We start from the raw sequence: 26,995 nt of genomic DNA on the forward strand, positions 1-26,995 counted from the left end.
GGGGGGACCCTGTGGGAGAGTAGGACGCCGCCGAACAATTATTGCGGAAGCCCCGCACCAGCCCTTATGGGCTCGGTGCGGGGCTTTTCTGCGTTCGGGACACGTGTGCGGTCTCCTGTAGGGTCAGGGGGCATCGAACGACCATTTCTACAGTCACAGTGGAGGCCCCCGGGTGGAGGTCCAGGAGACTCGGGTTCAGACTGACCGAATTTTCACCATTCCGAACATCCTGAGCATGGCTCGCCTGGCCGGCGTGCCCCTGTTCTTGTGGCTGATCCTGGCGGAGCACGACGGCTGGGCCCTTGCCGTCCTCATGCTCAGCGGGGTCAGCGACTACCTCGACGGGATGCTGGCGCGGCGCTGGAATCAGATCAGCAAGCTCGGCAGGCTGCTGGATCCCGCCGCGGACCGCCTCTACATCCTGTCGACGCTCTTCGGTCTGACTTATCGCGAGATCCTGCCGCTGTGGCTCACCGGCGCGCTGATCGCGCGCGAGCTGATGCTGCTGATCATGGTGTGGATCCTGCGCAGACACGGATATCCGCCGCCGCAGGTCAACTTCCTCGGCAAGGCGGCGACCTTCAACCTGATGTACGCGTTTCCCTTGCTGCTGCTCAGTGACGGAAGCGGCTGGTTGGCCTGGTTGGCGGCAGTTTTCGGATGGGCGTTCGCTGTATGGGGTACAACCCTCTACTGGTGGGCAGGAATCCTTTACGTGGTTCAAGTCCGCCGTCTGGTGAAGGCAGACACCACCACCGATTGAGCCCGCCCGGCGCCGGATGACGCGGAGGAGTTGCGGAGTCACCGACCGAGACGGGCGAGGGTCGGTACGACTGTCGTCTCCCAAGGAGGACTCTTCCGACATGAAGGCCGTCGTGATGGCCGGCGGCGAGGGCACGCGCCTTCGCCCCATGACCTCGAGCATGCCCAAGCCGCTCCTGCCGGTGGCCAACCGGCCGATCATGGAGCATGTGCTCAGGCTGCTCAAGCGGCATGGGCTCAGTGAGACCGTGGTCACCGTGCAGTTCCTGGCGTCACTCGTCAAGAACTATTTCGGGGATGGCGAAGAGCTCGGAATGGAGCTCACCTATGCCCACGAGGAGAAGCCACTCGGCACCGCCGGCAGTGTGAAGAATGCCGAGGAGGCCCTGAAGGACGATGCCTTCGTCGTCATTTCCGGCGATGCGCTCACCGACTTCGACCTCACCGATCTGATCCGCTTCCACAAGGAGAAGGGCGCACTGGTCACGGTGTGCCTGACCCGGGTGCCGAACCCGCTGGAATTCGGCATCACGATCGTGGACGAGGAAGGAAAGGTCGAGCGCTTCCTGGAGAAGCCGACCTGGGGACAGGTGTTCTCGGACACCGTCAACACCGGTATCTACGTCATGGAGCCCGAGGTCTTCAATTACGTGGACCCGGATGTCTCCGTCGACTGGTCCGGTGACGTCTTTCCCCAGCTGATGAAGGAAGGCCAGCCCATCTACGGCTACGTGGCCGAGGGCTACTGGGAGGACGTGGGCACGCACGAGAGCTACGTCAAGGCGCAGGCCGACGTGCTCGAGGGCAAGGTCCAGATCGAGATGGACGGCTTCGAGATCTCCCCCGGGGTGTGGATCGCCGAAGGGGCCGAGGTGAGCCCCGACGCGGTGCTGCGCGGGCCGCTGTACATCGGCGACTACGCCAAGATCGAAGCCGGCGTCGAGATCCGGGAGCACACCGTCATCGGGTCGAACGTGGTCGTCAAGGGCGGGGCCTTCCTGCACCGGGCCGTCGTCCACGACAACGTCTACATCGGGCCCCACAGCAATCTCCGCGGCTGCGTCATCGGCAAGAACACCGACATCATGCGCGCCGCGCGGATCGAGGACGGGGCCGTCATCGGTGACGAGTGTCTGGTCGGTGAGGAATCGATCGTTCAGGGGAACGTACGGGTCTACCCCTTCAAGACGATCGAGGCCGGAGCCTTCGTCAACACATCGGTGATCTGGGAGTCCCGCGGGCAGGCGCACCTTTTCGGCGCGCGGGGAGTCTCCGGGATCCTGAACGTGGAGATCACTCCCGAGGTGGTGGTCCGGCTCGCCGGTGCGTACGCGACGACCCTGAAGAAGGGAGCGATCGTCACGACGGCCCGTGACCACTCCCGTGGCGCGAGAGCGCTCAAGCGGGCCGTGATCTCCGCGCTCCAGGCCAGCGCGATCAACGTACGGGACCTGGAGAACGTACCGCTGCCGGTGGCGCGGCAGCAGACCGCGCGCGGCAGCGCGGGAGGGATCGTGCTGCGGACCTCGCCGGGTGTCCCGGACTCCGTGGACATCATGTTCCTCGACGAGCGGGGGGCGGACCTCTCGCTCCAGGGGCAGCGCAAGCTGGACCGGGTGTACGCGCGCCAGGAGTACCGGCGTGCGTTTCCCGGAGAGATCGGTGACCTGCAGTTCCCGGGCAGTGTCTTCGACGCCTATACGGGCTCGCTGCTGCGTCGGGTCGACACCACCGGCATCGGCGATGCCGGGCTCAAGGTGGTCGTGGACGCTTCCAACGGAAGCGCCGGGCTCGTCCTGCCCAGCCTGCTGGGCAGGCTCGGTGTGGACGCCCTGACGATCAATCCCGGACTGGACGAGTCCCGGCCGACGGAGACCAGGGAGTCCCGGCGGGCCGGGCTGGTACGGCTCGGTGAGATGGTGGCCTCGGCGCGGGCTGCCTTCGGGGTGCGGTTCGACCCGGTGGGCGAGCGCATCTCCCTCGTGGACGAGCGCGGGCGGATCATCGAGGACGACCGGGCGCTGCTGGTGCTGCTCGACCTGGTGGCCGCGGAGAAGCGCAGCGGCAAGGTGGCGCTGCCGGTGACCACGACAAGGGTGGCCGAGCAGGTCGCCGCCTACCACGGTACGCAGGTGGAGTGGACGACGACGTCGCCCGACGACCTGACCCGCGTGGGGCGGGCGGAGAACACCATCTTCGGCGGGGACGGCCGGGGCGGTTTCATCGTTCCGGAGTTCAGTAGCGTCTTCGACGGGTCGGCCGCCTTCGTGCAGCTGCTCGGCCTGGTGGCGCGCACGCAGCTCACGCTGAGCCAGATCGACGCCCGGATTCCGCGGGCCCATGTCCTGCGTCGGGACGTTCCGACGCCGTGGGCGGTGAAGGGGCTCGTCATGCGGCGGGTCGTGGAGGTGGCCGGCGACCGGCAGGTGGACACCACCGACGGGGTGCGCGTGGTCGAGGCCGACGGACGGTGGGCGCTGGTCCTGCCGGATCCGGCGGAAGCGGTCACGCACCTGTGGGCGGAGGGCCCCGACGACGCCTCCGCGCAGGCGCTGCTCGACGAATGGGCGGCCGTGGTGGACAGCGCCGGGCAGTGACCCCCGGCGGGCGATGATGTAGGGCGGAAGTCCGGTGGGCCGGGGCGGTAGCACGGTCCCGGCCCACCGGATGGACGCATTGGGTGTGTGCGGTGCCGACATGCGACGATGTGCGGCATGTCGCAGCCGCCCCACAACCGGACTCCGGCGTCTCCGGCGCCCGCGCGCCCGGACGCTTCCATGTCGCTGCTGACGCACGTGATGGACCACAGTCTCGACGAGGGCTACGCGGAGGCCTCGGCCCGGCGCGAGGCAGAGGGCAAGGCGGGTCTGCCGCGCACCCTCAAGGCCAAACTGGGGCTCGCGGCCGGGCTCGTCGTCACCGCCATGGTCGTCACGCTCGGCGCGGCCGAAGCGCGGATAGCCGCTCCGGTGCTGGCCAAGGAGCGTCAGGAACTGATCGACCGGGTGGAGCGGGCCGACGACCGCACGCACGGCCTGGAGCGTGACATCGACCGGCTGCGGACCGACGTGGCGGCGCGCCAGCGTGCGGCGCTGAAGCAGCCCGGCGGTGGCCAGGGCGAGCTCGTGGCGCTGCTGGCGGGTGCCACGGAGGTCCGCGGGCCCGGGGTCAAGCTGGTGGTGGACGACGCGAAGGGCGCGTCCTCGGGCGGCGGCGGAAAGCCGCGTGAGAGCTCCGGCTTCTCGGACACCGGACGACTGCGTGACCGTGACATGCAGAAGATCGTCAACGGGCTGTGGCAGTCCGGGGCGGAAGCGATCTCCATCAACGGCCAGCGGCTGACGGAACTGTCGGCGATCAGGGCCGCGGGTGACGCGATACTGGTCGACAACAGGCCGCTGGTGCCGCCGTACGAGGTGCTGGCGGTGGGGGACAAGAAGCGGCTCGGGACGGCCTTCCAGGACTCGGCGGACGGACAGTACCTGCACGTGCTGCAGGAGAGCTACGGAATCCGTTACAGCCTGTCCCCGGCCGACGACCTGCGGTTGCCGGCAGCGTCGAGCCTGACCGTACGTACAGCTACACCAGCAGAGCAGCAGAAGGGTGCATCGTGATCGCGGTACTGGGCCTCTTGGCCGGAGTGGTGGTCGGACTTCTGGTCCGGCCCGAAGTACCGGCCGTGGTGGAGCCTTATCTGCCGATCGCCGTGGTGGCGGCGCTGGACGCGGTGTTCGGCGGTCTCCGCGCGATGCTGGACGGCATCTTCGTGGACAAGGTCTTCGTGGTGTCGTTCCTGTCGAACGTGGTCGTGGCCGCGCTGATCGTCTTCCTCGGCGACAAGCTCGGGGTCGGCTCGCAGCTCTCCACGGGTGTGGTCGTCGTCCTCGGCATCCGCATCTTCTCCAACGCCGCGGCCATCCGCCGGCACGTGTTCCGGGCGTGAGGCCGATGAGTACGAACGACAGCCCCGAGGAGCCGGGAGCGGCGGGCGCGTCGCCGCAGCCCTCGCAGCCCGCACAGCCGCCGCAGTCCCCCGAGCCCCGGCAGTCCCCTGCGCCCCCGCCTGCGCCGGAGCCCGTGGAGGCCCCGAAGGACGCGCCGCCGGCGCAGCCCGAGGAGACCGGCCGGCAGCGGCTGGCGGCGGGGCTGTGGCCGCTGCGGGTGAGCCGCGCCCAACTGATCGTCGCGTTGCTGCTGTTCGTCCTGGGCCTCGGTCTGGCGATCCAGGTCCGGTCCAACAGCGACTCCAGCGCGCTGCGCGGGGCCCGTCAGGAGGACCTCGTACGGATCCTCGACGAGCTCGACGGGCGGACCAAGCGCCTGGAGGACGAGAAGCAGCGGCTGGAGGACCAGCGCCGGGAGCTGGAGAGCAGCTCCAACCAGGCCGAGGAGGCCCGCAAGCAGACCGTGGAGAAGGAGCGCCAACTCGGCATCCTGGCCGGTACCGTGGCAGCGCAGGGGCCGGGGATCACTCTGAAGATCGCGGATCCCACGGGCCAGGTGGAGTCCGACCAGCTGCTGGACACCCTTCAGGAGCTGCGGGCGGCCGGGGCCGAGGCGATCCAGATCAACGGGGTGCGCATCGTGGCCGGCTCGTACTTCTCGGACGAGAACGGCGGGGTCGCCATCGACGGTAAGAAGATCACACAGCCCTATGAGTTCAGGGTGATCGGCAAGCCGCAGGATCTGGAGCCCGCGCTGAACATTCCCGGCGGAGTCGTCCAGACGCTGGAGAAGGAGCAGGCCACCGTCGCCGTCACACGGTCGGCGAAGATCGTTGTGGATGCCTTGCGGGCTGCGAAGCAGCCTGACTACGCTCGGTCGTCATCGTGATGATGAGCGGTGAAGAGTGGAGCGGCTCACGCGGGTGGATGCCTGCGGGGGGTCGACGCACCGAAGTCGCGGTGCGTGGTGGAAACTGTCTGGTGGTTACGGACGTTGTGAGAATGTCCGGGTCGGCAGGTGTCGGCATTCGGAGTTCGTCCTGCCCCACGGGCGGGTCTATTTCGGTCAAGGGGAATCGCCCGTGAAGTTGTTTGAGAAGTTGTTCGGCAAGAAGAACCGCGAGGAAGGCGGCGCGGCACGGCACCGCGCCGGGCACGGGGACGTGGAAGGACAGGGCGACCGGCCGCTCTTCCGCGACGAGGTCGCAGGTCCGGGCGATGTTCCGGGTGCCCCCGGCGCGTCGGCTGTTGACCCTGCCGGTACCGGACGCATAGGTTTCGGTGAACCATCAACCTCAAGTGCGGGTGGAGGGTTTGCCCCCGACCCGTATGCCACCAATGCATCCGCGGGTCAGCCGCGGCGCGAGGAGCCGTCCATGTCGGCCGAGCAGATTTGCAGCAGGTGCGGACACCGCAGCGATGCGGCCAGTCGGTTCTGCTCCAACTGCGGCGCGCCGCTGCGGGCGGGTCTGACGCCGGAGCGCGCCTCGGAGACCACGTCCACCATCTCGATCTCGGGCCTGGAGGCCTACGAGGCCGAGGTGTCGGGACAGCCGCACGTGTCGTCCTCGTCGCTGTCCCCCGAGGCCCAGGCCGCGGTGGAGGCGCTGCCCCCCGGTTCCGCTCTGCTCATCGTGCGGCGCGGTCCCAACTCCGGGAGCCGTTTCCTGCTGGACGGCGAGCTGACCACGGCCGGCCGCCACCCGCAGAGCGACATCTTCCTGGACGACGTCACCGTCTCCCGGCGCCATGTCGAATTCCGCAGGAGTCAGGACGGCGGTTTCACCGTCGGCGATGTCGGCAGCCTCAACGGCACGTACGTGAACCGTGAACCGATCGACTCCGTGGCCCTGAACAACGGCGACGAGGTGCAGATCGGCAAGTACCGGCTGGTCTTCTACGCGAGCCTGCGGGGCATCTGACCCTCCTCCGGACTCCGTCCGGGGCTACCCCCAGAGGGAAGGTTCCATGCTGCGTACCCCGACCGGCGGCGCTCCGCGAAACGGCGCCGCCGGCAGCGCCGGTCAGGCAGGGCGGCTGGTGAGCATCGGCACGGTGCTCGCCACGCTGCGTGACGAGTTCCCCGAAGTGACCATCTCGAAGATCCGCTTCCTCGAGGCGGAGGGGCTCGTCGAGCCGCGGCGCACGCCTTCGGGATACCGCAAGTTCAGCACCGACGACGTGGAGCGCCTCGCCCGCATCCTGCGCCTCCAGCGTGATCACTACCTGCCGCTGAAGGTCATCCGGGAGCAGCTCGACGCGCTCGCGCGCGGTGAGCAGATCCGCATCCCGGGGCCCACGGCGCACGGGGACTCCACCGATCCCGCCGGGCCGGCGGCCGTCTACGGCGAAGTGGGGCGCGAGCGGCCCACCGTGGCCCGGGTGGGGCGCGCCGAGCTGCTCGAAGCCGCCGGTGTGGACGAGGTACAGCTGGTCGAGTGGGAGTCGTACGGGCTGCTCGGGGAGGGCGCGGACGGCGGATTCGACGCAGAGGCCGTCACGGTGGCCCGCTTGGTGGCCGACCTGGGGCGTTTCGGGCTGGAGCCGCGGCACCTGCGGGCGATGAAGGCGGCGGCGGACCGCGAGGCGGGTCTGGTCGAGCAGGTCGTGGCACCGCTGCGCAGGCACCGCAACCCGCAGACCAGGGCTCATGCGGAGGCCACGCTGAAGGAGCTCGCGGGGCTTTCCGTAAGGCTCCACGAGGCGCTCGTACAGACCGCTCTCGGGGTCCGGCTGCCCTGAGGTGGGGGGCCCGACTACCCAAACCTGCCGAGCAGGTCCTAGGGTTGCTGTGTGAACGAGCTCGACGTTGTGGGTGTCCGGGTGGAAATGCCCTCCAACCAACCGATCGTGCTCCTGCGTGAAGTGGGAGGCGATCGGTACCTCCCCATCTGGATCGGTCCAGGGGAGGCGACCGCCATTGCCTTCGCGCAGCAGGGGATGGCCCCTGCCCGACCGCTGACGCACGACCTGTTCAAGGACGTGCTGGAGGCGATCGGCGAGGAGCTCACCGAGGTCCGCATCACGGATCTGCGGGAGGGCGTCTTCTACGCGGAGCTCGTCTTCGCCAGCGGGGTCGAGGTGAGTGCGCGGCCTTCGGACGCCATAGCCCTCGCCCTGCGGACGGGGACGCCGATCTACGGCAGTGACGGCGTGCTGAACGACGCCGGAATCGCCATTCCGGACGAGCAGGAGGACGAGGTGGAGAAGTTCCGCGAGTTCCTCGACCAGATCTCGCCGGAGGACTTCGGCACCGGCCCGCAGTGAGGTCCTGGCCGCGTCGTCCTCGGGGAACCTGAGCCCATTCGACTAGCCTTTCCCCGCAAAGGGATACGGGAAACCACTCTCAGGGTGATTATCACTCGGCGTGCCGAGTGTGGCGATCGTTGACGCACCCCTGGTGACTGCCTACCTTCAAGGTGGGCAGGTCAAGGACGGAGGGTCGGCGTGAGGATCACGGGCGACGGTACGACCGGGGGCACCCCCGCACGGAGTGAGGCTCGGGCGTACCCGCTGCACGGCGGTGCGGTCGGCACCGCGCGCCGTCAGCCGGAGTCGACACCGGTCGGACCGGTGGGCGGCGACCCGGAGCCCGAGCAGATCGGATACCGCGGGCCGACGGCGTGCGCCGCGGCCGGCATCACGTACCGGCAGCTCGACTACTGGGCACGCACCGGGCTGGTGGAGCCCAGTGTGCGGGCCGCGCACGGATCGGGCGCGCAGCGTCTCTACAGCTTCCGCGACGTCGTGGTCCTCAAGATCGTGAAGCGGTTCCTGGACACCGGTGTGGCGCTGCAGAACATCCGCACGGCGGTGCAGCACCTGCAGGACCGCGAGCTCTCGGACCTCGAACGGATGACGCTGATGAGCGACGGCGCCACCGTGTACGAGTGCACCTCGCCGGATCAGGTCGTCAGCCTGCTCCAGGGCGGGCAGGGCGTCTTCGGCATCGCCGTGGGCGTGGTCTGGCGCGACGTCGAGAGCGCGCTGGCCCAGCTGCACGGCGAGCGTGTGGACACCGGGGAGACCCTGGTGCGGCACAACCCGACGGACGAGCTCGCCGCCCGCCGCAACCGGGCCGTCTGAGCCGAGCCCGAGCGTTGTCAGTGGCGTAGGGCAACATCGGGCTGTGAGAGCCGCGCCGACCATCCTGCATCTGGACATGGATGCCTTCTACGCCTCCGTCGAGCAGGCGTCGAAGCCGAGCCTGCGGGGGAAGGCCGTCATCGTCGGGGGGCTCGGACCGCGCGGGGTCGTCGCCACCGCCTCGTACGAGGCGAGGCGATTCGGTGTGCACTCGGCGATGCCGATGGGTCAGGCGAGGCGGCTGTGCCCGAACGGCGCGTGCCTCATTCCTCGCTTCAGCCTCTACCGGCAGGTCAGCGATGTCGTGATGGCCATGCTGCGGGAGCTGTCGCCGCTGGTGGAGCCGCTGAGCCTGGACGAAGCCTTCGTGGACCTGGAGGCGGGCGGAGTCGCCTTCGACGCGCGGACCGCCCGGGAGACGGGGGAGCGGCTGCGGGCCGATATCCGGGCCGCCACGGGGCTCAGCGGGTCGGTGGGGTTGGCCGGGTCGAAGATGCTGGCCAAGGTTGCCTCCGAGGAGGCCAAGCCGGCCGGGCTGCTACTGATCGAGCCGGGGACGGAGCGAGAGCTGCTCGCACCGATGTCCGTACGGACCCTGCCCGGGGTGGGGCCGGCCACGGGCGAGCACCTGCGCCGGGCCGGGATCACCCTGGTGGGGGAGCTGGTGGAGGCCGGGGAGGACGAGCTCGTCCGGATGGTCGGCCGCTCGGCCGGTGCCGGGCTGTACCGGATGGCGCTGGGGCTGGACGACCGGCCGGTGGTCGCGGAGCGGGACGCGAAGTCGGTGTCGGTCGAGGACACCTTCGACGTGGACCTGCACGACCGGGTACGGATCCGCGGCGAGGTGCAGCGGCTCGCCGACCGGTGTGTGCGGCGGCTGCGGGGCTCCGGGCACTCGGGGCGCACGATCGTGCTCAAGGTGAGGCGGTACGACTTCTCCACGCTGACGCGGTCCGAGACGCTGCGCGGGCCCACGGACGACCCGGCGGTGGTGCGGGAGGCCGCGGCGCGGCTCCTGGAGGGTGTGGATACCACGGGTGGCGTGCGGCTGCTGGGGGTCGGGGTGACGGGGCTCGCGGACTACACGCAGGAGGACCTGTTCGCGCAGTCGCTCGCCGCTGAGCCGGACGGGGCGGACAGGGCGGAGGGTGCGGACGGGGCGGACAGGGCGGACGGGGCGGAGGGTGCGGCCGGGGCGGACGCGGCGGAGGGTGCGGCCGGGTCCGGAGCGGAAGCCGTGGCGGCCGGTACCCCCGAGGCGGGGGCCGAGGGCACCACCGGGGCCCATGAGGCCTTGGAGACGCCTGGGGAGCCGGAGCCGTCGCCCGAGCGGCGCTGGACGGCAGGGAGCGACGTACGGCATGCCGTGTACGGGCCCGGATGGGTACAGGGCAGCGGGGTCGGGCGGGTGACCGTACGGTTCGAGCAGCCCGGATCGGAGCCCGGCCGGGTGCGGACCTTCCGGGTGGACGACCCCGAACTGGAGCCGTCCGATCCGCTGCCGCTGGTGGGGGAGGGGCCGTAGGCCCTAGCTCTCGTCGCCCGCCAGGTGGCCGAAGTCGCGGTGGAAGTCCGACGGGAGGGTCGTGTCCAGGCCGTAGTGGTGGTAGAGCTGCAGCTCCTGTTCGGGGGAGAGGTGGCGGCCGACGCCGAAATCCGGGGCGTCCCTGATGAGAGCGCGTTCGAAGGGCACCCGGAGGGTGTCGCCGACCAGCTCGCTCGGTTCCAGCGGGACGAAGGCGTCCCGGCTGAAGAGCCCTGTGCGGACCGCGGCCCATTCGGGCACACCTGTGGCATCGTCGAGGTAGACCTCGTCGATGGTGCCGATCTTGGTGCCATTGCGGTCGAACGCCTTGCGGCCGATCAGGCTGCGCGGATCGATGTCGGTCTGCACGGTCCCTCCAAAAGGTCGCAACTGCTCCGTAATGACTACAGAAGTGCATATCCGCAGCAGAGGCCACTCGAGGAGGGGCCGGAACCTCGCTGGTACGCTGGTGAACGGCTGTCGACCCTGTGCGGGAGAGTCCTCCGAGTGAACGAGACGGAGGCGCCGAAGGAGCAAATCCTCCCCGGAATCTCTCAGGCATACGTACCGCACGGACGAGGCCACTCTGGAAAGCAGGAGCGGGTACCGGGTGCGCAGTGCCGGTCCCACTCCTCACCGACGGTGAAAGCCGGAGAGCTCGGGCGACCCCCGCGACTCCGGTGAAACTCTCAGGTGCAGATGACAGAGGGGGAGGCCGTCCGGGTGCCCGCGCCGTGGTGCCCCTCGCAGGTCATACGACCAGGAGGCCTCCGTACATGACCGCCAACCGCATTCCGCTCTCCCAGCTGGAGCGAGGCATCCCCTTCGAACAGCGCCACATCGGCCCGGATGCCGAGGCGCAGGCGAAGATGCTCGCCCAGGTGGGCTACGGCTCCCTGGACGAACTGACCGCTGCCGCGGTCCCGGATGTGATCAAGACCGCCGAGGGCCTCAACCTGCCCGAGGCGCGCACCGAGGCCGAGGTACTGGCCGAGCTGCGCTCGCTCGCCGACCGCAACCAGGTCCTCTCCCCGATGATCGGCCTCGGCTACTACGGCACCTTCACGCCGCCGGTGATCCTGCGCAACGTCATGGAGAACCCGGCCTGGTACACGGCGTACACGCCGTACCAGCCGGAGATCTCGCAGGGCCGCCTGGAAGCGCTCCTGAACTTCCAGACGGTCGTCGCCGACCTGACCGGGCTGCCGACCTCGGGCGCCTCGCTGCTCGACGAGGGCACCGCGGCCGCCGAGGCCATGACGCTGGCCCGCCGCGTGGGCAAGGCCAAGGGCAACATCTTCCTGGTCGACGCCGACGCCCTGCCGCAGACCATCGCCGTCATCGAGACCCGCGCCGAGCCGATCGGCATCGAGATCGTCGTCGCCGACCTGTCCGACGGCATCCCGGCCGAGGTCGCCCAGCGCGGCGTCTACGGCGTGCTGGTCCAGTACCCGGGCGCCTCCGGTGCCGTACGGGACATCAAGCCGGTCATCGACCAGGCGCACGGCCTCGGCGCGATCGTCGCCGTCTCCGCGGACCTGCTCGCCCTGACCCTGCTGACCTCCCCGGGCGCCCTGGGCGCGGACATCGCCGTCGGCACCACCCAGCGCTTCGGCGTCCCGATGGGCTTCGGCGGACCGCACGCCGGCTACATGGCCGTCCAGGACAAGCACGCCCGCTCGCTGCCCGGCCGCCTCGTCGGCGTCTCCGTGGACGCGGACGGCAACAAGGCGTACCGCCTGGCGCTGCAGACCCGTGAGCAGCACATCCGCCGCGAGAAGGCCACCAGCAACATCTGTACCGCACAGGTGCTGCTCGCCGTCATGGCCGGCATGTACGCCGTCTACCACGGCCCGGACGGCCTGCGGACGATCGCGAGCCGCACCCACCGCTACGCCGTCCTGCTCGCCGCGGGCCTGACGGCCGGCGGGGTCGAGATCGTGCACGGCTCGTACTTCGACACGATCACCGCCCGCGTCCCGGGCCGCGCGGCCGAGGTCGTCGCCGCCGCCCGCGAGGGCGGGGTCAACCTGTTCCAGGTGGACGCCGACCTCGTCTCCGTCGCCTGCGACGAGACCACCCTGCGCGCCGACATCGAGGCCGTCTGGGCCGCCTTCGGCGTGAGCGGGGACGCCGCAGACATTACGGCCCTCGACGCGACCGCCGCCGACACGCTGCCCGAGGGCCTGCTGCGCTCGGACGCGTACCTGACGCACCCGGTCTTCCACCAGCACCGCTCCGAGACCGCGATGCTGCGCTACCTGCGCAAGCTCTCGGACAAGGACTACGCGCTGGACCGCGGCATGATCCCGCTGGGCTCCTGCACCATGAAGCTCAACGCGACGACCGAGATGGAGCCGGTGACCTGGCCCGAGTTCGGTCAGCTGCACCCCTTCGCCCCAGTGGAGCAGGCCGAGGGCTACCTCACGCTCATCACCGAGCTGGAGGAACGTCTCTGCGAGGTGACCGGCTACGACAAGGTCTCCATCCAGCCCAACGCCGGCTCCCAGGGCGAGCTCGCCGGCCTGCTGGCCGTCCGCGCCTACCACCGCGCCCATGGCGACGAGCAGCGCACCGTCTGCCTGATCCCGTCCTCCGCGCACGGCACCAACGCCGCGAGCGCCGTGATGGCCGGTATGAAGGTCGTCGTCGTCAAGACCGCCGACGACGGCGAGGTGGACGCGGCCGACCTGCGCGCCAAGATCGAGCAGCACCGCGACGAGCTCGCCGTGCTCATGATCACGTACCCCTCCACGCACGGTGTGTTCGAGGAGCACGTCGCCGACATCTGCGCCCAGGTGCACGAGGCCGGCGGCCAGGTCTACGTCGACGGCGCCAACCTGAACGCCCTGGTGGGCCTCGCCAAGCCGGGTCACTTCGGCGGCGACGTCTCGCACCTGAACCTGCACAAGACCTTCTGCATCCCGCACGGCGGCGGCGGTCCGGGCGTCGGCCCGGTCGGTGTCCGGGAGCACCTGGCCCCGTACCTGCCGAACCACCCGCTCCAGCCGGCCGCCGGCCCGGCGACGGGCGTCGGTCCGATCTCGGCCGCTCCGTGGGGCTCGGCGGGCATCCTGCCCATCTCCTGGTCGTACGTGCGCCTGATGGGCGGCGAAGGCCTCAAGCGCGCCACCCAGGTGGCCGTGCTCGGCGCCAACTACATCGCCAAGCGCCTGGAGCCGCACTACCCGGTGCTCTACACCGGCCCGGGCAACCTGGTCGCTCACGAATGCATCATCGACCTGCGGCCGCTGTCGAAGTCCACGGGCGTGAGCGTCGACGACATCGCCAAGCGTCTGATCGACTACGGCTTCCACGCGCCGACCATGTCCTTCCCGGTCGCCGGCACGCTGATGATCGAGCCGACGGAGTCCGAGGACCTCGCCGAGATCGACCGCTTCTGCGACGCGATGATCGCCATCCGCGGCGAGATCGAGCGGGTCGCGGGCGGCGAGTGGCCGGCGGACGACAACCCGCTCGCGAACTCCCCGCACACCGCGGCGGCGCTGGGCGGCGAGTGGAACCACGCGTACACCCGCGACGAGGCCGTCTTCCCGGCCGGGGTCACGGCCGCCGAGAAGTACTGGCCGCCGGTGCGCCGCATCGACGGTGCGTTCGGCGACCGGAACCTGGTGTGTTCCTGCCCGCCGCTGGACGAGTACGACGCCTGACATGAACAAGGGGCCGGTCCGGGAGATTTCTCCCGGACCGGCCCCTTCGTCGTTGCCGCGTCGGCCGGCCGCCCGATCGCTACGCCGCCGCGAGCGGTCGGTGCGGGGCGATGATCTGGCCGTCCGGCAGGAGTTCGCCGGTGTCCTCGAAGAGCAGGACGCCATTGCACAGCAGGCTCCAGCCCTGCTCCGGGTGGTTGGCCACCGGGCGAGCTGCCTCCCGGTCGGCGGATTCGGCTGACGGGCAGGCTGGCTGGTGCTGGCACATGGATGCGTTCTTTCGCTGCGGTGTGGTCTGTGTGCTACGGCTCGATGCGTGGTTCATGGCCGTCCCCCTGGGTCATCCCCGCACCCGCGGGGAGCGTGTCATCAGTGTTCCCCCATGACAGCCGCTTCGCAGGGATTTCCCGGCAGCTGTCCTCACAGATTGATGACGCATCACTCGTGCGGGCGGTTCAGGCCAACTCCCCTGTCATTTCGGATGGTTCGCGAGTGGCCCGGGCGGACTAGGCCGAATGGGTGATTCGGGTCAGGCCGCAGGCGCCGCCAGGGTGGGAGGGGTCGGCGCCGTCGCCGGGGTCAGCCGGCGGGTCAGTACGGGCAGCAGCTCGGAGACCGGATGCGGTCGGTACGGGGCGATGCCGGGCGGGGCCGGGGCGAGCGGCACCAGCAGGTCCTCGCCGGCCGGCAGCCCGGCGGCGGCGTTCGCGCCCACCGCCCCGTGCAGCCACAGGGTCAGCATGTAGAGCTCCGGCACCGACAGCAGGCGCGGCTGGTAGCCGGTGGTGAGGGACTCCGCCTGGCGCAGGGCGCGTTCGGTGGCGGCGACGTAGGGTCCTTCGAAGAAATGGGAGAAGACCCAGCCGTCGGGGGTCAGCCGGGTATCGGCCGCCGCGACGTAGCGGTCCCCGCTGCGGATCAGGAACCGCCAGCCGGTGAGCCGCGTGCGGGGCGGCCTGCCGCCGGCCGCGAGGTTGGACATGCCCAGCCGGTCGAGGACGTGCACCGGCAGGGGGAGTTCGGCGGTCAGCGGCCCCTGGATCGCGCGCAGGGCCGGGGTGTGCGCCTCGTGGACGGCGGTGGGGGAACCGAGTGCCGCGAGGACGCTGCGCAGGGCGGGCGCGGGAGCCGGAGGGACATGCAGCGGCATGGTGGGTCGCCTCTCACTTGGGAGACCGGTGGAACGGGGGCAGGTGCGGACTCGCATTCTGGGGCCAGAGGGGGGCCGAGGGGCAATGGCCGCGCGCCAACTCTCTGCCTCGTTTGCGGAGTTTATACGACATGTGTTCACGCAGTGTTTCGGCTAGCTGTCCCGCCTATTGCCGACAAGGCGACTACCGGACCCGCTGACATGGCGTTCATGCCGGATGTGCGCGAACATGTCGCGCTGACCTCGGAGGTTACCGGACGGGGGCTCGGCTGGAAAGCGTCGGTTATCCGAACAAGGCAAAGTCGGAGCGGAATTTGCATGAAGCGACTTGCCAGGTGAATGTGCCGAAGCGCCCTTCGGCCAAACCGGCGCGCGCTCCTCGCCACGCACGCCCCCGGCGCGTTATGGATCATGCTGCCGGGGCATCATCGACCGTAACGCGCGCCTGGGCGTCACGGGCCAGGCCCACTCGAGGAGGGACGCTTCGATGGGGGAGAAGGTCGTGGCAGGCGGATTCGACCTGTCCGATCGGCAGCGGTATCGAAGGAAGCTCCACGAGTGTCTGGAGGGACTGGAGCGGCTCCTGGCGGAGAAGAGGTTCGATCGCCCGAAGAACATGATGGGACTGGAGATCGAGCTGAATCTCGCGGGTGCCGACGGGTTGCCGAGAATGGTGAATGCCCAGGTGCTGGAGCGCATTGCGAGCCCGGATTTCCAGACCGAACTGGGAATGTTCAATCTGGAGGTGAACGTCCTTCCGCACCGGCTCGGCGGCCGGGTATTCGACCAGCTCGCCGAGGAACTCAGCGCCGGGCTCGGCTATGCCCACCGGCAGGCCGCGGAGATCGACGCCGGAGTGGTGATGATCGGCATTCTGCCGACGATCTCCCGCGCGGACCTGGTCACCGCGAACCTTTCGGCAGTGGACCGCTACTCGCTGCTCAACGAGCAGATCCTGATGATGCGCGGGGAGGACTTCACGCTCGACATCGACGGCGTCGAACGGCTGATCTGGACCTCCGGGTCGATCGTGCCCGAGGCCGCCTGCACCTCCGTACAGCTGCACTTGCAGGTGACCCCGGCCCGGTTCTCGGCGGTGTGGAACGCGGCGCAGGTGGTGGCCGCCGCGCAGATAGCCGTCGGTGCCAACTCGCCCTTCCTGTTCGGGCGCGAGCTGTGGCGGGAGTCGCGGCCGCCGCTGTTCACACAGGCCACCGACACCCGGCCGCCCGAACTCCAGGCGCAGGGAGTACGACCGCGCACCTGGTTCGGGGAGCGGTGGGTGGACTCGGCGTACGAGCTCTTCGCCGAGAACGTCCGCTACTTCCCCGCCCTGTTGCCGATATGCGACGAGGAGGAGCCGCTGCGGGTGCTCGCCGAGGGCGGGGTACCGGCCCTGCAGGAGCTGGTCCTGCACAACGGCACGGTCTACCGGTGGAACCGGCCCGTCTACGGGGTCGCCGACGGGGTGCCGCACCTGCGCGTGGAGAACCGGGTGCTGCCGGCCGGGCCGACGGTCGCCGACGTCGTCGCCAACGCCGCCTTCTACTACGGGCTCGTACGCACCCTCGCCGACGAACCGCGCCCGGTGTGGACCCGGCTGCCCTTCGCCGAGGCGGAGGCGAACTTCGACGCGGCCTGCCGGTACGGGATCGACGCGCGGCTGCGGTGGCCGCGCCGGGGCCGGCCCGGGGGACTGGCGAGCGTGCCCGCCGTGCGGCTGGTCCTGGACGAGCTGCTGCCGATGGCGGCGGCGGGGCTGGACGCCTGGGGCATCGAGCCCGCGGACCGGGACCACTACCTCGGCATCATCGAGGAGCGCTGCCGGCGCCGGGTCAACGGGGCGACCTGGCAGGTGGACACCTACCATCGGGCGCTCGCCGGCGGGCTGGAGCGCGACGAGGCGCTGGCCGCGACGACCCGCAGGTACACCGAGCTGATGCACAAGGGCGACCCCGTGCACACCTGGCCGGTGGGGCTGACGGAGGAGGTGGCCGCCCCGGTGCCGGTCGTGCGTTGATCCGCGCGGGAGCACCCCGCCGGACACCCGCCGCGTGCCCGGCGGGGTGCCCGGCGGGGTGCCCGGCGGGGTGCCCGGCGGGGTGCCCGGCCGTGTCCGGCGACGTCCTGTGCTGCCCGGTGACGCCCCCCACGGTGATCCTCCCGGCTCCCCGAGGAGGCAGTATGGGGTGGTCGCAATGGGATCGCAGGACGGAGTCGGGCGTGCGGGCGGAGCCGGAGCCGGTGTTCGTGGGACTGGGCGAGGACGGGCGACGGGGTCTCCTGCGTACCGAGACACTGCTCGTCCTCGCGCTGTCGCTGGGGGCGAGCGGGGTCTCCGCGCTGATCAGCTTCCTCGGCTCGCTCACCAAGCCGGGCGGCCTCAAGGACCAGGCGGCCACGCTCAACGGCTCGTACGCGCCGGGGCGGCCCTGGCTGGACCTCGCTTGGCAGCTGTTCGGCATCGCGAGTGCCCTGGTGCCCGTGCTGCTGGTGGCGCACCTGCTGACCCGCGAGGGTGCGCCCGGGTTGCGGGTGCTGGGCTTCGACCGCACCCGGCCCTGGTGGGACCTGGGCCGGGGCGCGCTCGTCGCGGCGGGCATCGGCAGCGCCGGGCTGGCCTTCTACCTGGGAGCACGGGCCGCCGGATTCAATCTCACGGTGGTGCCGGAGGCGCTGCCCGACGTGTGGTGGAAGTTCCCCGTACTGATCCTCTCCGCGCTGCAGAACTCCGTGGTGGAGGAGGTCATCGTGCTGGCCTACCTGCTGCGGCGGCTCGACCAGCTGGGCTGGTCGCCGATGAGCGCGCTGCTGGCCAGCTCCATCCTGCGCGGCTCCTACCACCTCTACCAGGGCATCGGCGGCTTCATCGGCAACGTGGTCATGGGCGTCGTCTTCGTCCTCGCCTACCGGCGCTGGGGCCGGGTGGCACCGCTCGTCGTCGCCCACGCGCTGCTCGACATCGTGGCCTTCGGCGGGTACGCCCTGCTCGCGGGCAAGGTGGGCTGGCTGCCGACGCCCTGACCCGGAGCGGGTGCCACCCGATCGGCACAGCCGGGCGGTGGCGAACGCCGGGGGCAGTGCGACGCTGAAGGGGGAGCGAGGAGGCGCGCGCTGTGGCTGTTATGGACACCCTGGTGCCGTTCGCGCCGTTCTTCGTGCCGGTGGTCACCGGCCTGGTGGGCGGGATCAGCCTTCTCGTCCGGGACCGCCGTGAGGCGCGCAGCAGCGACCATCACTACCGCAGGCGACTGGAGAAGGCCCAGCTGGAAATCCAGTTCCTCACCGGCTGGATCCAGGCCAAGCAACTGGCGCCGACCGACGCCCCGGCGCCGGACCCGGGGCGCTGGCTGGATGAGTGCTACGCGTCGGTGCGCCGGGCCAAGCAGGACACGGGCGGGCGCCACCGGACGGGGCCGGTCTCGCTGCGGCGGCTCCTGCTGCTGGGGCAACTGAGCGGCCCGGCGAGGAGCATGCGGGTCGGCTACTGGATCTCTCTCGTCCTGTTCAACGGGGCGCTCGCCTGGTGGGTGAACGCACTCATCGCCGGCGTACCCGGGTTCATGCACGAGGACGGCGCCTCCGAGTCCGAGGAAATCGCCACCTATCTGGGGCTCGCGGGCCTGTTCTTCGTGGTGTCGGCCGTCCTGTGGGTGTGGACGGTGCACCTGGGCGCGGCGGAGCCCGCGCAGGTCTATCGCAAGCGGATCGACTCGGCCGCCTGGGTGGAGCACGAGGAGGGCCGGCGGAGCGCGGCACGTGCGAAGGCGGAGGCGAGGGCGCGCACGAAGGGCGACGGGAGGTCCGCGGGCTGACCGGGCGGGGTCGGCCCGCGTCTGTCCCCCTGGGTCACTGCGCCCGTCCGGCTCCGGGCTCCACGGGCAGGGACGCGAGGAGCTCGCCGTCGACCACGGTGACGGCCCGGCCGGTCAGCAGGGTGCGGTCGCCCGCCAGAGTCACCCGTACGAGACCGCGCCGCGCGCCGCCCTGGAGGCCGGTCAGCTCGGTACGGCCCAGCCGCTCCGCCCAGAACGGGGCGAGCGCGGTGTGGGCGCTGCCGGTGACCGGGTCCTCGTCGATCCCGAAGGCCGGGAAGAAGCCGCGGGAGACGAAGTCGTACCCGAGTGAGGGATCCTCGGCGGGCGCGGTGACGATCACCCCGCGCCGGGCGAAGGCGCGCAGGGCGGCGTGGTCCGGCTGCAGCTCGCGGACGGTCTTCTCGTCGGCCAGCTCGACGACCAGGTCGCCGATGTGGTCCGCGGTGTCGTGCACGGAGAGGATCGGCGGCCCGCCGAGCGCGTGGTCCACAGCGGCCGGAGCCGGCACCGGGGTCAGTGAGGACGTGGGGAAGTCCATGGTGATGGTGCCGTCCTCGGTCGTCTCGGCGGTGAGGATGCCGCAGCGCGCGGAGAAACGGATCAGTCCGGTGGCGAGCCCACTGGCGGCCAGTACATGCGCGGTGGCCAGCGTGGCGTGGCCGCACATGTCGACCTCGGCGGCCGGGGTGAACCAGCGCAGCGCCCAGTCGGCGTCCCCGCCGGCCGGCAGGGGGTGGGCGAAGGCGGTCTCGGAGAGGTTCATCTCGCAGGCGACCTGCTGGAGCCAGGCGTCCGGGGGGAACGCGCTGTCGAGGATCAGGACTCCGGCAGGGTTCCCGTGGAAGGGGCGGTCGGTGAAGGCGTCGACGATTCGGATGCGCATGACCCGACGTTAGGGCGATTCCTTGATCATCGACAAAGGCCAATCCGGGGTCACTGGCCCGTACGCGCTGACCCGTCTCAATGAACTTCGACCGATCCCACCGAACCTCGACCGCTCGACGTCGGCCCGCCGGCCGCGGACCACCCGCCGACCCGACATCCGACCCCGGTACGGGCCCGGATGGGCCGGTCGGTCGGGGGCCGTCGGGGGCGGTCGGGGGCGGGGCTGAACAGGGGGTCGAGCGGATCGCCTTCGTACCCGACGACGATGCAGGCCGCGGCGACCGGGCCCCGGGAGAGCTCTACGAGCCGGGCCAGGGCTGCTGCCTCGGACTGCCAACAGGTGGTCGGCCGGGTCCGTCGCGTCGAGGTCCGCCACCCCACCAAAGAAGGCGACGACTGCGCGTCGGTAGGCCAGAGGTCAAAGCCATCGGGGGTGTTCATCTCCAGGACAGGCTGCATCACGATCACCTGGCGAAGCGTTCCCCATCCGTCGCCGACGTCGCCTCCCGATTACGTCGAGCATCCTCGCCCCCGCCCGGCCTCAACATCCCCACCGGACATACCAGGGTTCTCCCCTATGGAAGATCACGAACAGGAGGCAGCGTCGGGCTCAAGCGCCTGATCGACTGCCAAGATCCGCGGACAGCGCCGCGTAGATGAACTCGCTGCCCCAGCGATCCCCGTCGAGGTCGTTCTCGACCAGGTGCGCCTCCCGGCGCATCCCGAGGCGCTCGCAGACCCGCACAGACCCGGTGTTCTCCACATCCAGCCGTGCGTAGAGCCGGTGCACCCCCAGCGTGTCGAAGGCAAACCCGGCCAGCGCCGCGGCCGCCTCGGTCGCGTAGCCGTGTCCCTGGTGACCTGGGTCGAGAGTCCAGCCGATCTCGGCCTGGGCGGCGTGGGCATCGGCCAGAGTGAGGCTTACCTCTCCAAGGACGCCGGGCTCATCGCGTCGGCGGACAGCGAGCGCCAGCTTGTCCCCGTCGGCGCGCCAGGCCGTCTGCGCCGCGCGCTCGGCGGCAACCTGCTCGCTGCGCTCACGCGTGTGCGCCGGCCGGTACAAGTAGCGCGCCACGCTCGGCAGGCTCTGGTAGGCGTACAGGTCGTCGGCGTCGCCGGGAGTGAACAGACGCAGCGATAACCGGGACGTGGTCAACGGCAGCAGCGAGGCGACGTCCATGCGGACCTCCGGGACGCGGATGTGGATCAAGTTGCGGACTGATTTTCGCATCACGACTGCCCGGCAGTGGCCCAGCTTCGCTGAGACGAGCCGTCGTCGCCGCGCCTTCGCTGAGACGTGCCCCCGTTTCGCTGAGACAAGTCAACGCGCATCCCCTCGCCGCTCGACTGTCGGCGACGTGTTCCGATATATCGTTGACACATCGCGAGTCTTCTCCGATAGTAGAGACATCGGACAACCGATGAAGCAACGACAACGTGACGAAAGGAGCGCAGTCATGCGTTCACACGGACAGCACGGACACGAGCACGGGCATGACCACGGACGGGGCCACGACCACTGCGGGCCCGATCGTCGGGAGGGTTTCGAGGGGCGGCGCGCCGCCTTCGGCCCGTTCGGACCGCCGTTCGGCGGGGGTCCCTTCGGTGGCCGCGGCGGACGCGGGGGACCGCGGGGCCGGGCCCGGCGCGGCGATGTGCGCGCCTCGATCCTGGCGCTGCTCGCCGACCGGCCGATGCACGGTTACGAGATGATCCAGGAGATCGGCGAGCGCAGCGGCGGGGCCTGGAAGCCCAGCCCGGGGTCGGTGTACCCGACCCTGCAGCTGCTCGAGGACGAGGGGCTCATCACCAGCGCGAGCGAGGGTGGCAAGAACCTGTTCACGCTCACCGACGCCGGCCGCACCGAGGCCGAATCGGGTCCGGACGCCCCCTGGGCGGATGCCGGGCGCGGCTTCGACTTCGAGGCGATGCAGGAGGTCCGGACGGCCGGTGTCGGCCTGATGGAAGCCTTCGGGCAGGTCTTCAAGACCGGCTCGCCCGAGCAGCGCGAGAAGGCGCTCGGGGTCATCAACGACGCCCGTAAGAAGCTCTACCTGATCCTGGCCGACGAGCACTGAGCCCGGCCGGCCCGGCATGCAGCGGCGCGCCCCGCGAGTTCCTCTCGCGGGGCGCGCCTTCGCGTACGACGTGCGTCATGTGCGTGACGCGAGGGGCGCGTGGGTCAGACGACCAGGCCGGCCAGCTTGCGCAGCGACTCGTTGAGCGCGGCCGTGGCCGAGTCCTTGAGCTTGCCCGCCATCAGGGAGACGGCGGCCCCGGTGAACTCCCCGTCGATGCGGACCGTGGTGGCCCCGCCGTCCGGGGTCAGGGTGTACCGGGTGAGGACGGCCACGCCCATCGGCCCCTTGCCGGTGATGGCGAAGAGGCGCTCGTCCTCCAGTTCCGAGACGGTCCAGAGGACCTCGGCCGGGAAGCCCATCATCTTCATGTTCTCGGCGAAGGTGGCCCCGACCGCGAGAGAGTCCGGTCCGCCCTTCGGGAAGTTCGTGTGGGTCATGCTCCACTGCCCGTATGCGTCCCAGTCCGTCAGCTGGGACCAGAGCTGCGCGGCGGACGCCTCGATGCGTGATTCCGCGGTGACTTCTGCCATGCGACCACCCCTTCTCGTCGGGTACGTGCGGCGGAAGGTAGCCCCGGCGGGCGGAACATTCAATACTGACGACCTGTCAGAAATGGTGGGGGTCGGCGGGCCCCGATCTCGGCTCCGTCTCAACAGGTGTCACCCCCGTGACGGTGCTGACCGGCCCTGTCATGATGGCCGGATGCAAGCGTCAGGGAGAAATGCCGGACTGGGCCTCGCCCTCGTCTCGGCGTTCGCGTTCGGTGGTTCCGGAGTGGCGGCGAAGCCGCTGATCGAAGCGGGTCTGGATCCCCTCCACATGGTCTGGCTCAGGGTGGCCGGGGCGGCGCTCGTGCTGTCCCCGCTGGCCTGGCGCCACCGTGGTCTCCTCCTGCGCAGGCCCGCACTGCTCGCCGGCTTCGGGCTGGTTGCCGTCGCGGGTGTGCAGGCCTTCTACTTCGCCTCCCTGTCCCGGATCCCGGTCGGCGTGGCCCTCCTGCTGGAGTACCTCGGCCCGGCGCTGCTCCTCGGCTACATCCGCTTCGTGCAGCGCAAGCCCGTCACCCGCGGGGCCGCCGCGGGCGCGGCCGTGGCCGTCGTCGGCCTGGCCTGCGTGGTCGAGATCTGGGCCGGGCTGAGCCTGGACCTGCTCGGCGTGCTCTTCGGCCTCGCCGCCGCCTGCTGCCAGGCCTTCTACTTCGTCTTCGCCGACCAGGGCGCGGACGGGGACGACGCTCCCGACCCGCTCGGGGTGATCGCGTACGGCATGCTCGTCGGCACCCTGGTGATGACGGTGATCGCCCGGCCGTGGGAGATGGACTGGCAGGTTCTGGGCGGCCAGGCCTCCGTGGGCGGCACCCTGGTGCCCGCCCCGTTCCTGCTCGCCTGGGTGGTGCTGATCGCGACGGTCTTCGCCTACCTGACCGGTGTGGTCTCGGTGCGCAGGCTCTCGCCCCAGGTCGCGGGTGTGGTCGCGTTCCTGGAGGCGGTCGTCGCCACCGTGTTCGCCTGGATCCTGCTCGGCGAGCACCTCTCGACCTGGCAGATCGTCGGCGGCGGTCTGGTGCTCGGCGGCGCCTTCATCGCCCAGTCCTCCCGGCCGCACCCGCCGGCCGACGTCCTCCCGGCCGTGTTGGACCGCGAGACGACGACGGCCTAGGGTGGCGCTCATGCATTCGACCGTGCTTCCGCCTCCCGCCGCCTAGCGCGGGCGGCGCCACCACGTCAGGTACCCGGCCCGGGGATCCCCCGGGCGGGTCCGTGCTGCCCGCGAAGCGATGACCTGCTTCTTTCATCCTTCACGCATGCGCGGAGACATCTCGTGTCGAACCATTCGCCCGCTGCCGGGCGCAGTCTGCTGTACCTCGTCGTCGCCGGAGCCGCCTGGGGCACCGCCGGAGCGGCTGCCTCCCTCCTCTTCCTGGCCAGTGACCTCGGCCCGCTCGCCCTGTCCTTCTGGCGGTGCGCGGGAGGGCTCGCGGTGCTGCTCGCCGTGCTCGCCGTACGCGGGTCCCGGTCCCGATCCCGTGCGTCCCGCGCATCCCTTCCGTCCCGTCGCCGCCTGTCCCGGGTGCGGCCCTCGGCGGGTTCGCTGATCGTGACCGGGCTGCTCTTCACCGTGTTCCAGGCCGCCTACTTCGCCGCCGTGCGCGACACCGGTCTCGCCGTGGGCACGGTGGTCACGCTCGGCGCCGGGCCCGTGATCATCGCGCTGGGCGCCCGGTACTGGATGGGTGAGCGGCTCGGCCTCGGTGGCGCGGCCGCCGTCGTCGGCGCGCTGGCGGGTCTGGCCGTACTCGTGCTGGGCAGCGGCGGCGGCGAGGTGCGGCCGCTCGGCGTCGGCTGGGCGCTGCTGTCGGCCGCCGGGTACGCGGGGATGACCCTGCGGGCCCGGTGGCTCGGGCAGCGCGGGGCCGGCGGGGACCCGCTGGTGACCACCGCGTGGTCGGTCGCGGTGGGCACGGTGTGCCTGCTGCCGCTCGCCGCGGTGGAGGGGCTGTCGCCGCACACCGCCGATCTCGGCCGCGTGCTGTGGCTGCTGGTGTACGTGGCGACCGTGCCGACGGCGCTTGCGTACGTCCTCTACTTCACGGGGGCCGCCGCCGTGCGGGCCGCGACCGTCTCGGTGATCATGCTGATCGAGCCGGTGAGCGCGGCGGTGATCGCGGTCCTGGTCCTCGGGGAGGAGCTGACCGGCGCCGTGGTGCTGGGGACCGCACTGCTGCTGACGGCGGTGGGCGCGCTGATCGCGGCGGAGTCCCGGCGGCGGCCGGTGGACGCGGTACCCACGCCCGTCCGGCGGACTCCTCAGAGCGCGGCGAGGTAGTCCGGGAGTTCGATGCCGGGGGCCAGGTCCGCGGCCGGCACCGGGGTTCCGTACGCCGGGGCCACCGGGATCACGCCCGCCCAGTGGGGCAGGTCCAGGTCCTCGGCGTCGTCGCTGGTCGGGCCGGTACGGAGCTTCGCGGACACCTCGGTCAGGTCCACCCGGATCACCGCGGTGGCGGCGAGCTCCTTGGCGTTCGCGGGCCGGATATCGGCGGATCGGCCCGGGGCGACGGACTCGACCATCGCGTCCAGGGCCGTCCGGCACTCGGCCTCGTCGGTGACCTGGTGGGCGGTGCCGTGCACGACCACCGAGCGGTAGTTGAGGGAGTGGTGGAAGGCCGATCGGGCCAGCACCAGTCCGTCTACGTGGGTCACTGTCACGCAGACGGCCAGTCCAGGGTCGGTGCGGCCGGCCGCGAGCAGCGGGCGGGAGCCGGTGGAGCCGTGCATGTAGAGCGATTCGCCGACCCGGGCGAACAGCGTGGGCAGGACGACGGGCGCGCCGTCGCGGACGAAGCCGAGGTGGCAGATGTAGGCCGCGTCGAGTATCGAGTGCACCGTCTCGCGGTCGTAGCGCGCCCGGTCGCGGGAGCGGCTGGGGACGGTGAGGGGGGTGGGCTCGTAGCTTCCGGTCGACGCGGGCCTCTCGGTCCCTTCCGTCGTCCCGGGCGTTTCCGTGGCAGGAGGCGTGGCGGCCATGATGCGGACTCCATTGCGCTAGTGCATACTGTGGTTTGTGCTAGGAGACTATCGGATCACAGGACGACGCGCAGCGGATATCGCCGCCGGGGTGGAGGCGGGCGTGGCTTCGGGCGCGCTCCCGCCCGGCTCGCTGCTCCCGCCCATGCGGGAGTTGGCCGGCGATCTCGGGGTGAATCCCAATACCGTGGCCGCCGCCTACCGGACCCTGCGCGAGCGTGGGGTCATCGAAACCGACGGGCGGCGCGGCAGCCGGGTGCGGTCCCGCCCGTCGAGCACGCCGCGGGACGCGCTGCGGATGGTGGTGCCGGCGGGCGTACGGGACCTCGCCGAGGGCAATCCGGACGTGTCGCTGCTCCCGTCGCTCGACGGGCCGCTGGCGGTGGCCGCCCGGCGGTACGCGCAGGCGCCGACCCTCTACGGGGCCGGTCCGGTCGCACCGGAGCTCGCCCGGCGGGCCCGCGCCGACTTCGACGCGGACGGGGTGCCGCCCGGTCCGGTGGCGGTCACCTCGGGCGCGCTGGACGGGATCGAACGGGTGCTCGTCGCCCACCTGCGGGCGGGCGACGCGGTGGCCGTGGAGGACCCGGGGTGGGGCGGGGTGCTGGACCTGGTCCCGGCGCTCGGGTTGCGCGTGCTGCCGGTGGCCGTGGACGACGACGGGCCGCGGGTCGAGGCGGTGGCCCGGGCGCTGGCCGACGGGGCACGGGCCCTGGTCGTGACGGCGCGGGCGCAGAACCCGACCGGGGCGGCGGTGGGCGCGGAGCGGGCCCGTGAGCTGCGGGCCCTGCTGGCGCAGCACCCCGAGGTGCTGCTGATCGAGGACGACCACGGGCACGGGATCGTCGACCTGCCGTTGCACCCGCTGGGCGGGGTCACCGGGCACTGGGTGCTGGTCCGCTCCACGGCGAAGGCGTACGGGCCGGACCTGCGGCTCGCGGTGCTGACCGGCGACGAGGTCACGCTGGACCGGCTGCGGGGGCGCCAGCGCCTCGGGCCGGGCTGGGTGAGCCGCCTGATCCAGTACGCGGTGGTGGAGCTGTGGACCTCGGGGGCGGTGGACCCGGCGGCGGTGGCCCGCTCGTACGCGCGGCGGCGGGACGCGCTGGTCGAGGCGCTGCGGGAGCGGGGCGTCCCGGCGCACGGGCGCAGCGGCATGAACGTCTGGGTGCCGGTGATCGACGAGACGGTGGTGGTGACCAGGCTGCTCGCCGCCGGATGGGCGGTGTCGCCCGGGGCCGTCTTCCGCGTCGAGGCGGGGCCGGGGGTGCGGCTGACGGTCTCGCAACTGGCGGTCGAGGAGGTGCCGGGCCTGGCCGACGCGGTGGCCGCGGCGGTCAGCGTCGGGGCGGCGGGGGTGCGGTACGACTGACCGCGGGCGGCGGACCTCGTGGCCGGGTCAGGGCCCCGGCCCAGGCCCCCGGCGGGTCGGTCCGTGCGGTCCTGCGGTCCGTGCGGCCCTGCCGGGGCCGACCGCCTCGACCGCTCCCGGCTCGTGCGGTCGCGCTTCGTGCGGTCGCGCCCGGCCGGCCCGGCCGCACCGCCG

General features: G+C 71.1%; 25 protein-coding genes and 1 riboswitch. Of the genes, 18 read left to right on the forward strand and 7 right to left on the reverse strand.

Annotation, left to right across the window (positions count from 1 at the left end):
* Nucleotides 1-172: 172 nt before the first annotated feature.
* From ACIQZO_RS36480 to ACIQZO_RS36525, 10 genes are all read left to right on the forward strand, one after another.
* Nucleotides 173-763 (forward strand): CDP-alcohol phosphatidyltransferase family protein, encoded by a 591-nt coding sequence (locus tag ACIQZO_RS36480; RefSeq protein ID WP_403635100.1) that lies wholly within the window; start codon nucleotides 173-175, stop codon nucleotides 761-763.
* Nucleotides 764-863: 100 nt separating this feature from the next.
* Nucleotides 864-3,359, forward strand: a complete 2,496-nt coding sequence (locus ACIQZO_RS36485; protein WP_403635103.1) for a sugar phosphate nucleotidyltransferase — start codon at nucleotides 864-866, stop codon at nucleotides 3,357-3,359.
* A gap of 108 nt (nucleotides 3,360-3,467) precedes the next feature.
* Nucleotides 3,468-4,376, forward strand: a complete 909-nt coding sequence (locus tag ACIQZO_RS36490) for a DUF881 domain-containing protein (RefSeq protein WP_403635106.1) — start codon at nucleotides 3,468-3,470, stop codon at nucleotides 4,374-4,376.
* On the forward strand, nucleotides 4,373-4,705 hold the full coding sequence (locus ACIQZO_RS36495; protein WP_007262894.1) for a small basic family protein: 333 nt from the start codon (nucleotides 4,373-4,375) through the stop codon (nucleotides 4,703-4,705). Before ACIQZO_RS36490 ends, ACIQZO_RS36495 begins: the two co-directional genes overlap by 4 nt.
* Nucleotides 4,706-4,710: 5 nt before the next feature.
* Entirely contained in the window at nucleotides 4,711-5,595 is an 885-nt protein-coding gene (locus tag ACIQZO_RS36500; RefSeq protein WP_403635108.1) for a DUF881 domain-containing protein, read from the forward strand.
* A gap of 85 nt (nucleotides 5,596-5,680) precedes the next feature.
* Entirely contained in the window at nucleotides 5,681-6,628 is a 948-nt protein-coding gene (locus ACIQZO_RS36505) for an FHA domain-containing protein (RefSeq protein WP_403635270.1), read from the forward strand.
* Between the two features lie 46 nt (nucleotides 6,629-6,674).
* Nucleotides 6,675-7,448, forward strand: coding sequence for a MerR family transcriptional regulator (locus tag ACIQZO_RS36510; protein WP_403635111.1), 774 nt, complete (start codon nucleotides 6,675-6,677; stop codon nucleotides 7,446-7,448).
* A 51-nt stretch (nucleotides 7,449-7,499) separates the two neighbouring features.
* The gene (locus ACIQZO_RS36515; protein WP_355412757.1) at nucleotides 7,500-7,973 is read left to right on the forward strand and encodes a bifunctional nuclease family protein; all 474 of its coding nucleotides are present in this window, start codon (nucleotides 7,500-7,502) and stop codon (nucleotides 7,971-7,973) included.
* Nucleotides 7,974-8,153: 180 nt separating this feature from the next.
* Complete coding sequence (locus ACIQZO_RS36520; RefSeq protein ID WP_403635116.1) at nucleotides 8,154-8,792, forward strand: MerR family transcriptional regulator; 639 nt, start codon at nucleotides 8,154-8,156, stop codon at nucleotides 8,790-8,792.
* Between the two features lie 43 nt (nucleotides 8,793-8,835).
* On the forward strand, nucleotides 8,836-10,317 hold the full coding sequence (locus ACIQZO_RS36525) for a DNA polymerase IV (RefSeq protein ID WP_403635119.1): 1,482 nt from the start codon (nucleotides 8,836-8,838) through the stop codon (nucleotides 10,315-10,317).
* A gap of 3 nt (nucleotides 10,318-10,320) precedes the next feature.
* Here the strand turns inward: ACIQZO_RS36525 and ACIQZO_RS36530 are convergent, their stop codons facing one another.
* Nucleotides 10,321-10,686, reverse strand: a complete 366-nt coding sequence (locus ACIQZO_RS36530; protein ID WP_030388118.1) for a PRC-barrel domain-containing protein — start codon at nucleotides 10,684-10,686, stop codon at nucleotides 10,321-10,323.
* Nucleotides 10,687-10,798: 112 nt separating this feature from the next.
* Nucleotides 10,799-10,897: riboswitch (glycine riboswitch) on the forward strand.
* 196 nt (nucleotides 10,898-11,093) lie between these two features.
* On the opposite strand from ACIQZO_RS36530, the gene gcvP reads away from it, so the two are divergent.
* Entirely contained in the window at nucleotides 11,094-13,988 is a 2,895-nt protein-coding gene (gene gcvP / locus ACIQZO_RS36535) for an aminomethyl-transferring glycine dehydrogenase (RefSeq protein ID WP_403635122.1), read from the forward strand.
* Nucleotides 13,989-14,067: 79 nt separating this feature from the next.
* On the opposite strand, the gene ACIQZO_RS36540 is transcribed toward gcvP, so the two are convergent.
* Together ACIQZO_RS36540 and ACIQZO_RS36545 are read right to left on the reverse strand one after the other, a co-directional pair.
* Complete coding sequence (locus ACIQZO_RS36540; RefSeq protein WP_030009772.1) at nucleotides 14,068-14,256, reverse strand: DUF5999 family protein; 189 nt, start codon at nucleotides 14,254-14,256, stop codon at nucleotides 14,068-14,070.
* Between the two features lie 261 nt (nucleotides 14,257-14,517).
* A complete protein-coding gene (locus ACIQZO_RS36545) occupies nucleotides 14,518-15,138 on the reverse strand; it encodes a hypothetical protein (protein ID WP_403635125.1) in 621 nt (206 codons plus the stop codon).
* Between the two features lie 487 nt (nucleotides 15,139-15,625).
* On the opposite strand from ACIQZO_RS36545, the gene ACIQZO_RS36550 reads away from it, so the two are divergent.
* The 3 genes from ACIQZO_RS36550 to ACIQZO_RS36560 all read left to right on the forward strand — a co-directional run bounded on the left by ACIQZO_RS36550 (nucleotide 15,626) and on the right by ACIQZO_RS36560 (nucleotide 18,953).
* Nucleotides 15,626-17,158: a glutamate-cysteine ligase family protein gene (locus tag ACIQZO_RS36550; RefSeq protein ID WP_403635128.1), complete on the forward strand. Its 1,533-nt coding sequence runs from the start codon at nucleotides 15,626-15,628 to the stop codon at nucleotides 17,156-17,158.
* Between the two features lie 164 nt (nucleotides 17,159-17,322).
* Entirely contained in the window at nucleotides 17,323-18,162 is an 840-nt protein-coding gene (locus ACIQZO_RS36555; RefSeq protein WP_403635130.1) for a CPBP family intramembrane glutamic endopeptidase, read from the forward strand.
* 92 nt (nucleotides 18,163-18,254) lie between these two features.
* Nucleotides 18,255-18,953 carry a hypothetical protein gene (locus ACIQZO_RS36560; protein ID WP_403635133.1) on the forward strand — a complete coding sequence of 233 codons (699 nt, stop codon included), beginning with the start codon at nucleotides 18,255-18,257 and terminating at the stop codon, nucleotides 18,951-18,953.
* Between the two features lie 34 nt (nucleotides 18,954-18,987).
* On the opposite strand, the gene ACIQZO_RS36565 is transcribed toward ACIQZO_RS36560, so the two are convergent.
* A complete protein-coding gene (locus tag ACIQZO_RS36565) occupies nucleotides 18,988-19,839 on the reverse strand; it encodes a PhzF family phenazine biosynthesis protein (protein ID WP_403635135.1) in 852 nt (283 codons plus the stop codon).
* Between the two features lie 612 nt (nucleotides 19,840-20,451).
* A complete protein-coding gene (locus ACIQZO_RS36570; RefSeq protein ID WP_403635138.1) occupies nucleotides 20,452-21,021 on the reverse strand; it encodes a GNAT family N-acetyltransferase in 570 nt (189 codons plus the stop codon).
* Between the two features lie 277 nt (nucleotides 21,022-21,298).
* On the opposite strand from ACIQZO_RS36570, the gene ACIQZO_RS36575 reads away from it, so the two are divergent.
* Nucleotides 21,299-21,919, forward strand: coding sequence for a PadR family transcriptional regulator (locus ACIQZO_RS36575; protein WP_403635140.1), 621 nt, complete (start codon nucleotides 21,299-21,301; stop codon nucleotides 21,917-21,919).
* A gap of 104 nt (nucleotides 21,920-22,023) precedes the next feature.
* Here ACIQZO_RS36575 and ACIQZO_RS36580 read toward each other — a convergent pair whose 3' ends face one another.
* Entirely contained in the window at nucleotides 22,024-22,452 is a 429-nt protein-coding gene (locus ACIQZO_RS36580) for an SRPBCC family protein (RefSeq protein WP_403635142.1), read from the reverse strand.
* Nucleotides 22,453-22,624: 172 nt separating this feature from the next.
* Here ACIQZO_RS36580 and ACIQZO_RS36585 point away from each other — a divergent pair, with 172 nt between their 5' ends.
* Both ACIQZO_RS36585 and ACIQZO_RS36590 read left to right on the forward strand, forming a co-directional pair.
* Nucleotides 22,625-23,581 carry an EamA family transporter gene (locus ACIQZO_RS36585; RefSeq protein WP_403635144.1) on the forward strand — a complete coding sequence of 319 codons (957 nt, stop codon included), beginning with the start codon at nucleotides 22,625-22,627 and terminating at the stop codon, nucleotides 23,579-23,581.
* Between the two features lie 162 nt (nucleotides 23,582-23,743).
* Complete coding sequence (locus ACIQZO_RS36590) at nucleotides 23,744-24,748, forward strand: DMT family transporter (protein WP_403635147.1); 1,005 nt, start codon at nucleotides 23,744-23,746, stop codon at nucleotides 24,746-24,748.
* Here the strand turns inward: ACIQZO_RS36590 and ACIQZO_RS36595 are convergent.
* Nucleotides 24,730-25,449: a pyridoxamine 5'-phosphate oxidase family protein gene (locus ACIQZO_RS36595; protein ID WP_403635149.1), complete on the reverse strand. Its 720-nt coding sequence runs from the start codon at nucleotides 25,447-25,449 to the stop codon at nucleotides 24,730-24,732. The genes ACIQZO_RS36590 and ACIQZO_RS36595 overlap by 19 nt on opposite strands.
* A gap of 37 nt (nucleotides 25,450-25,486) precedes the next feature.
* Here ACIQZO_RS36595 and ACIQZO_RS36600 point away from each other — a divergent pair, with 37 nt between their 5' ends.
* Nucleotides 25,487-26,821, forward strand: coding sequence for an aminotransferase class I/II-fold pyridoxal phosphate-dependent enzyme (locus ACIQZO_RS36600; RefSeq protein ID WP_403635151.1), 1,335 nt, complete (start codon nucleotides 25,487-25,489; stop codon nucleotides 26,819-26,821).
* The last annotated feature ends 174 nt before the right edge of the window (nucleotides 26,822-26,995 follow it).

The sequence above is a fragment of the Streptomyces sp. NPDC097617 genome (genome assembly GCF_044761485.1).
Lineage (GTDB): Bacteria > Actinomycetota > Actinomycetes > Streptomycetales > Streptomycetaceae > Streptomyces.

Coding starts and splice junctions, on each gene's coding strand:
- ACIQZO_RS36570 (WP_403635138.1), bottom strand. CDS start 21,021: ATGGACGTCGCCTCGCTGCTGCCGTTGACCACGTCCCGGTTATCGCTG.
- ACIQZO_RS36485 (WP_403635103.1), top strand. CDS start 864: ATGAAGGCCGTCGTGATGGCCGGCGGCGAGGGCACGCGCCTTCGCCCC.
- ACIQZO_RS36585 (WP_403635144.1), top strand. CDS start 22,625: ATGCAAGCGTCAGGGAGAAATGCCGGACTGGGCCTCGCCCTCGTCTCG.
- ACIQZO_RS36595 (WP_403635149.1), bottom strand. CDS start 25,449: ATGGCCGCCACGCCTCCTGCCACGGAAACGCCCGGGACGACGGAAGGG.
- ACIQZO_RS36545 (WP_403635125.1), bottom strand. CDS start 15,138: ATGCCGCTGCATGTCCCTCCGGCTCCCGCGCCCGCCCTGCGCAGCGTC.
- gcvP (WP_403635122.1), top strand. CDS start 11,094: ATGACCGCCAACCGCATTCCGCTCTCCCAGCTGGAGCGAGGCATCCCC.
- ACIQZO_RS36490 (WP_403635106.1), top strand. CDS start 3,468: ATGTGCGGCATGTCGCAGCCGCCCCACAACCGGACTCCGGCGTCTCCG.
- ACIQZO_RS36555 (WP_403635130.1), top strand. CDS start 17,323: ATGGGGTGGTCGCAATGGGATCGCAGGACGGAGTCGGGCGTGCGGGCG.
- ACIQZO_RS36565 (WP_403635135.1), bottom strand. CDS start 19,839: ATGCGCATCCGAATCGTCGACGCCTTCACCGACCGCCCCTTCCACGGG.
- ACIQZO_RS36580 (WP_403635142.1), bottom strand. CDS start 22,452: ATGGCAGAAGTCACCGCGGAATCACGCATCGAGGCGTCCGCCGCGCAG.
- ACIQZO_RS36510 (WP_403635111.1), top strand. CDS start 6,675: ATGCTGCGTACCCCGACCGGCGGCGCTCCGCGAAACGGCGCCGCCGGC.
- ACIQZO_RS36575 (WP_403635140.1), top strand. CDS start 21,299: ATGCGTTCACACGGACAGCACGGACACGAGCACGGGCATGACCACGGA.
- ACIQZO_RS36540 (WP_030009772.1), bottom strand. CDS start 14,256: ATGTGCCAGCACCAGCCAGCCTGCCCGTCAGCCGAATCCGCCGACCGG.
- ACIQZO_RS36550 (WP_403635128.1), top strand. CDS start 15,626: ATGGGGGAGAAGGTCGTGGCAGGCGGATTCGACCTGTCCGATCGGCAG.
- ACIQZO_RS36500 (WP_403635108.1), top strand. CDS start 4,711: ATGAGTACGAACGACAGCCCCGAGGAGCCGGGAGCGGCGGGCGCGTCG.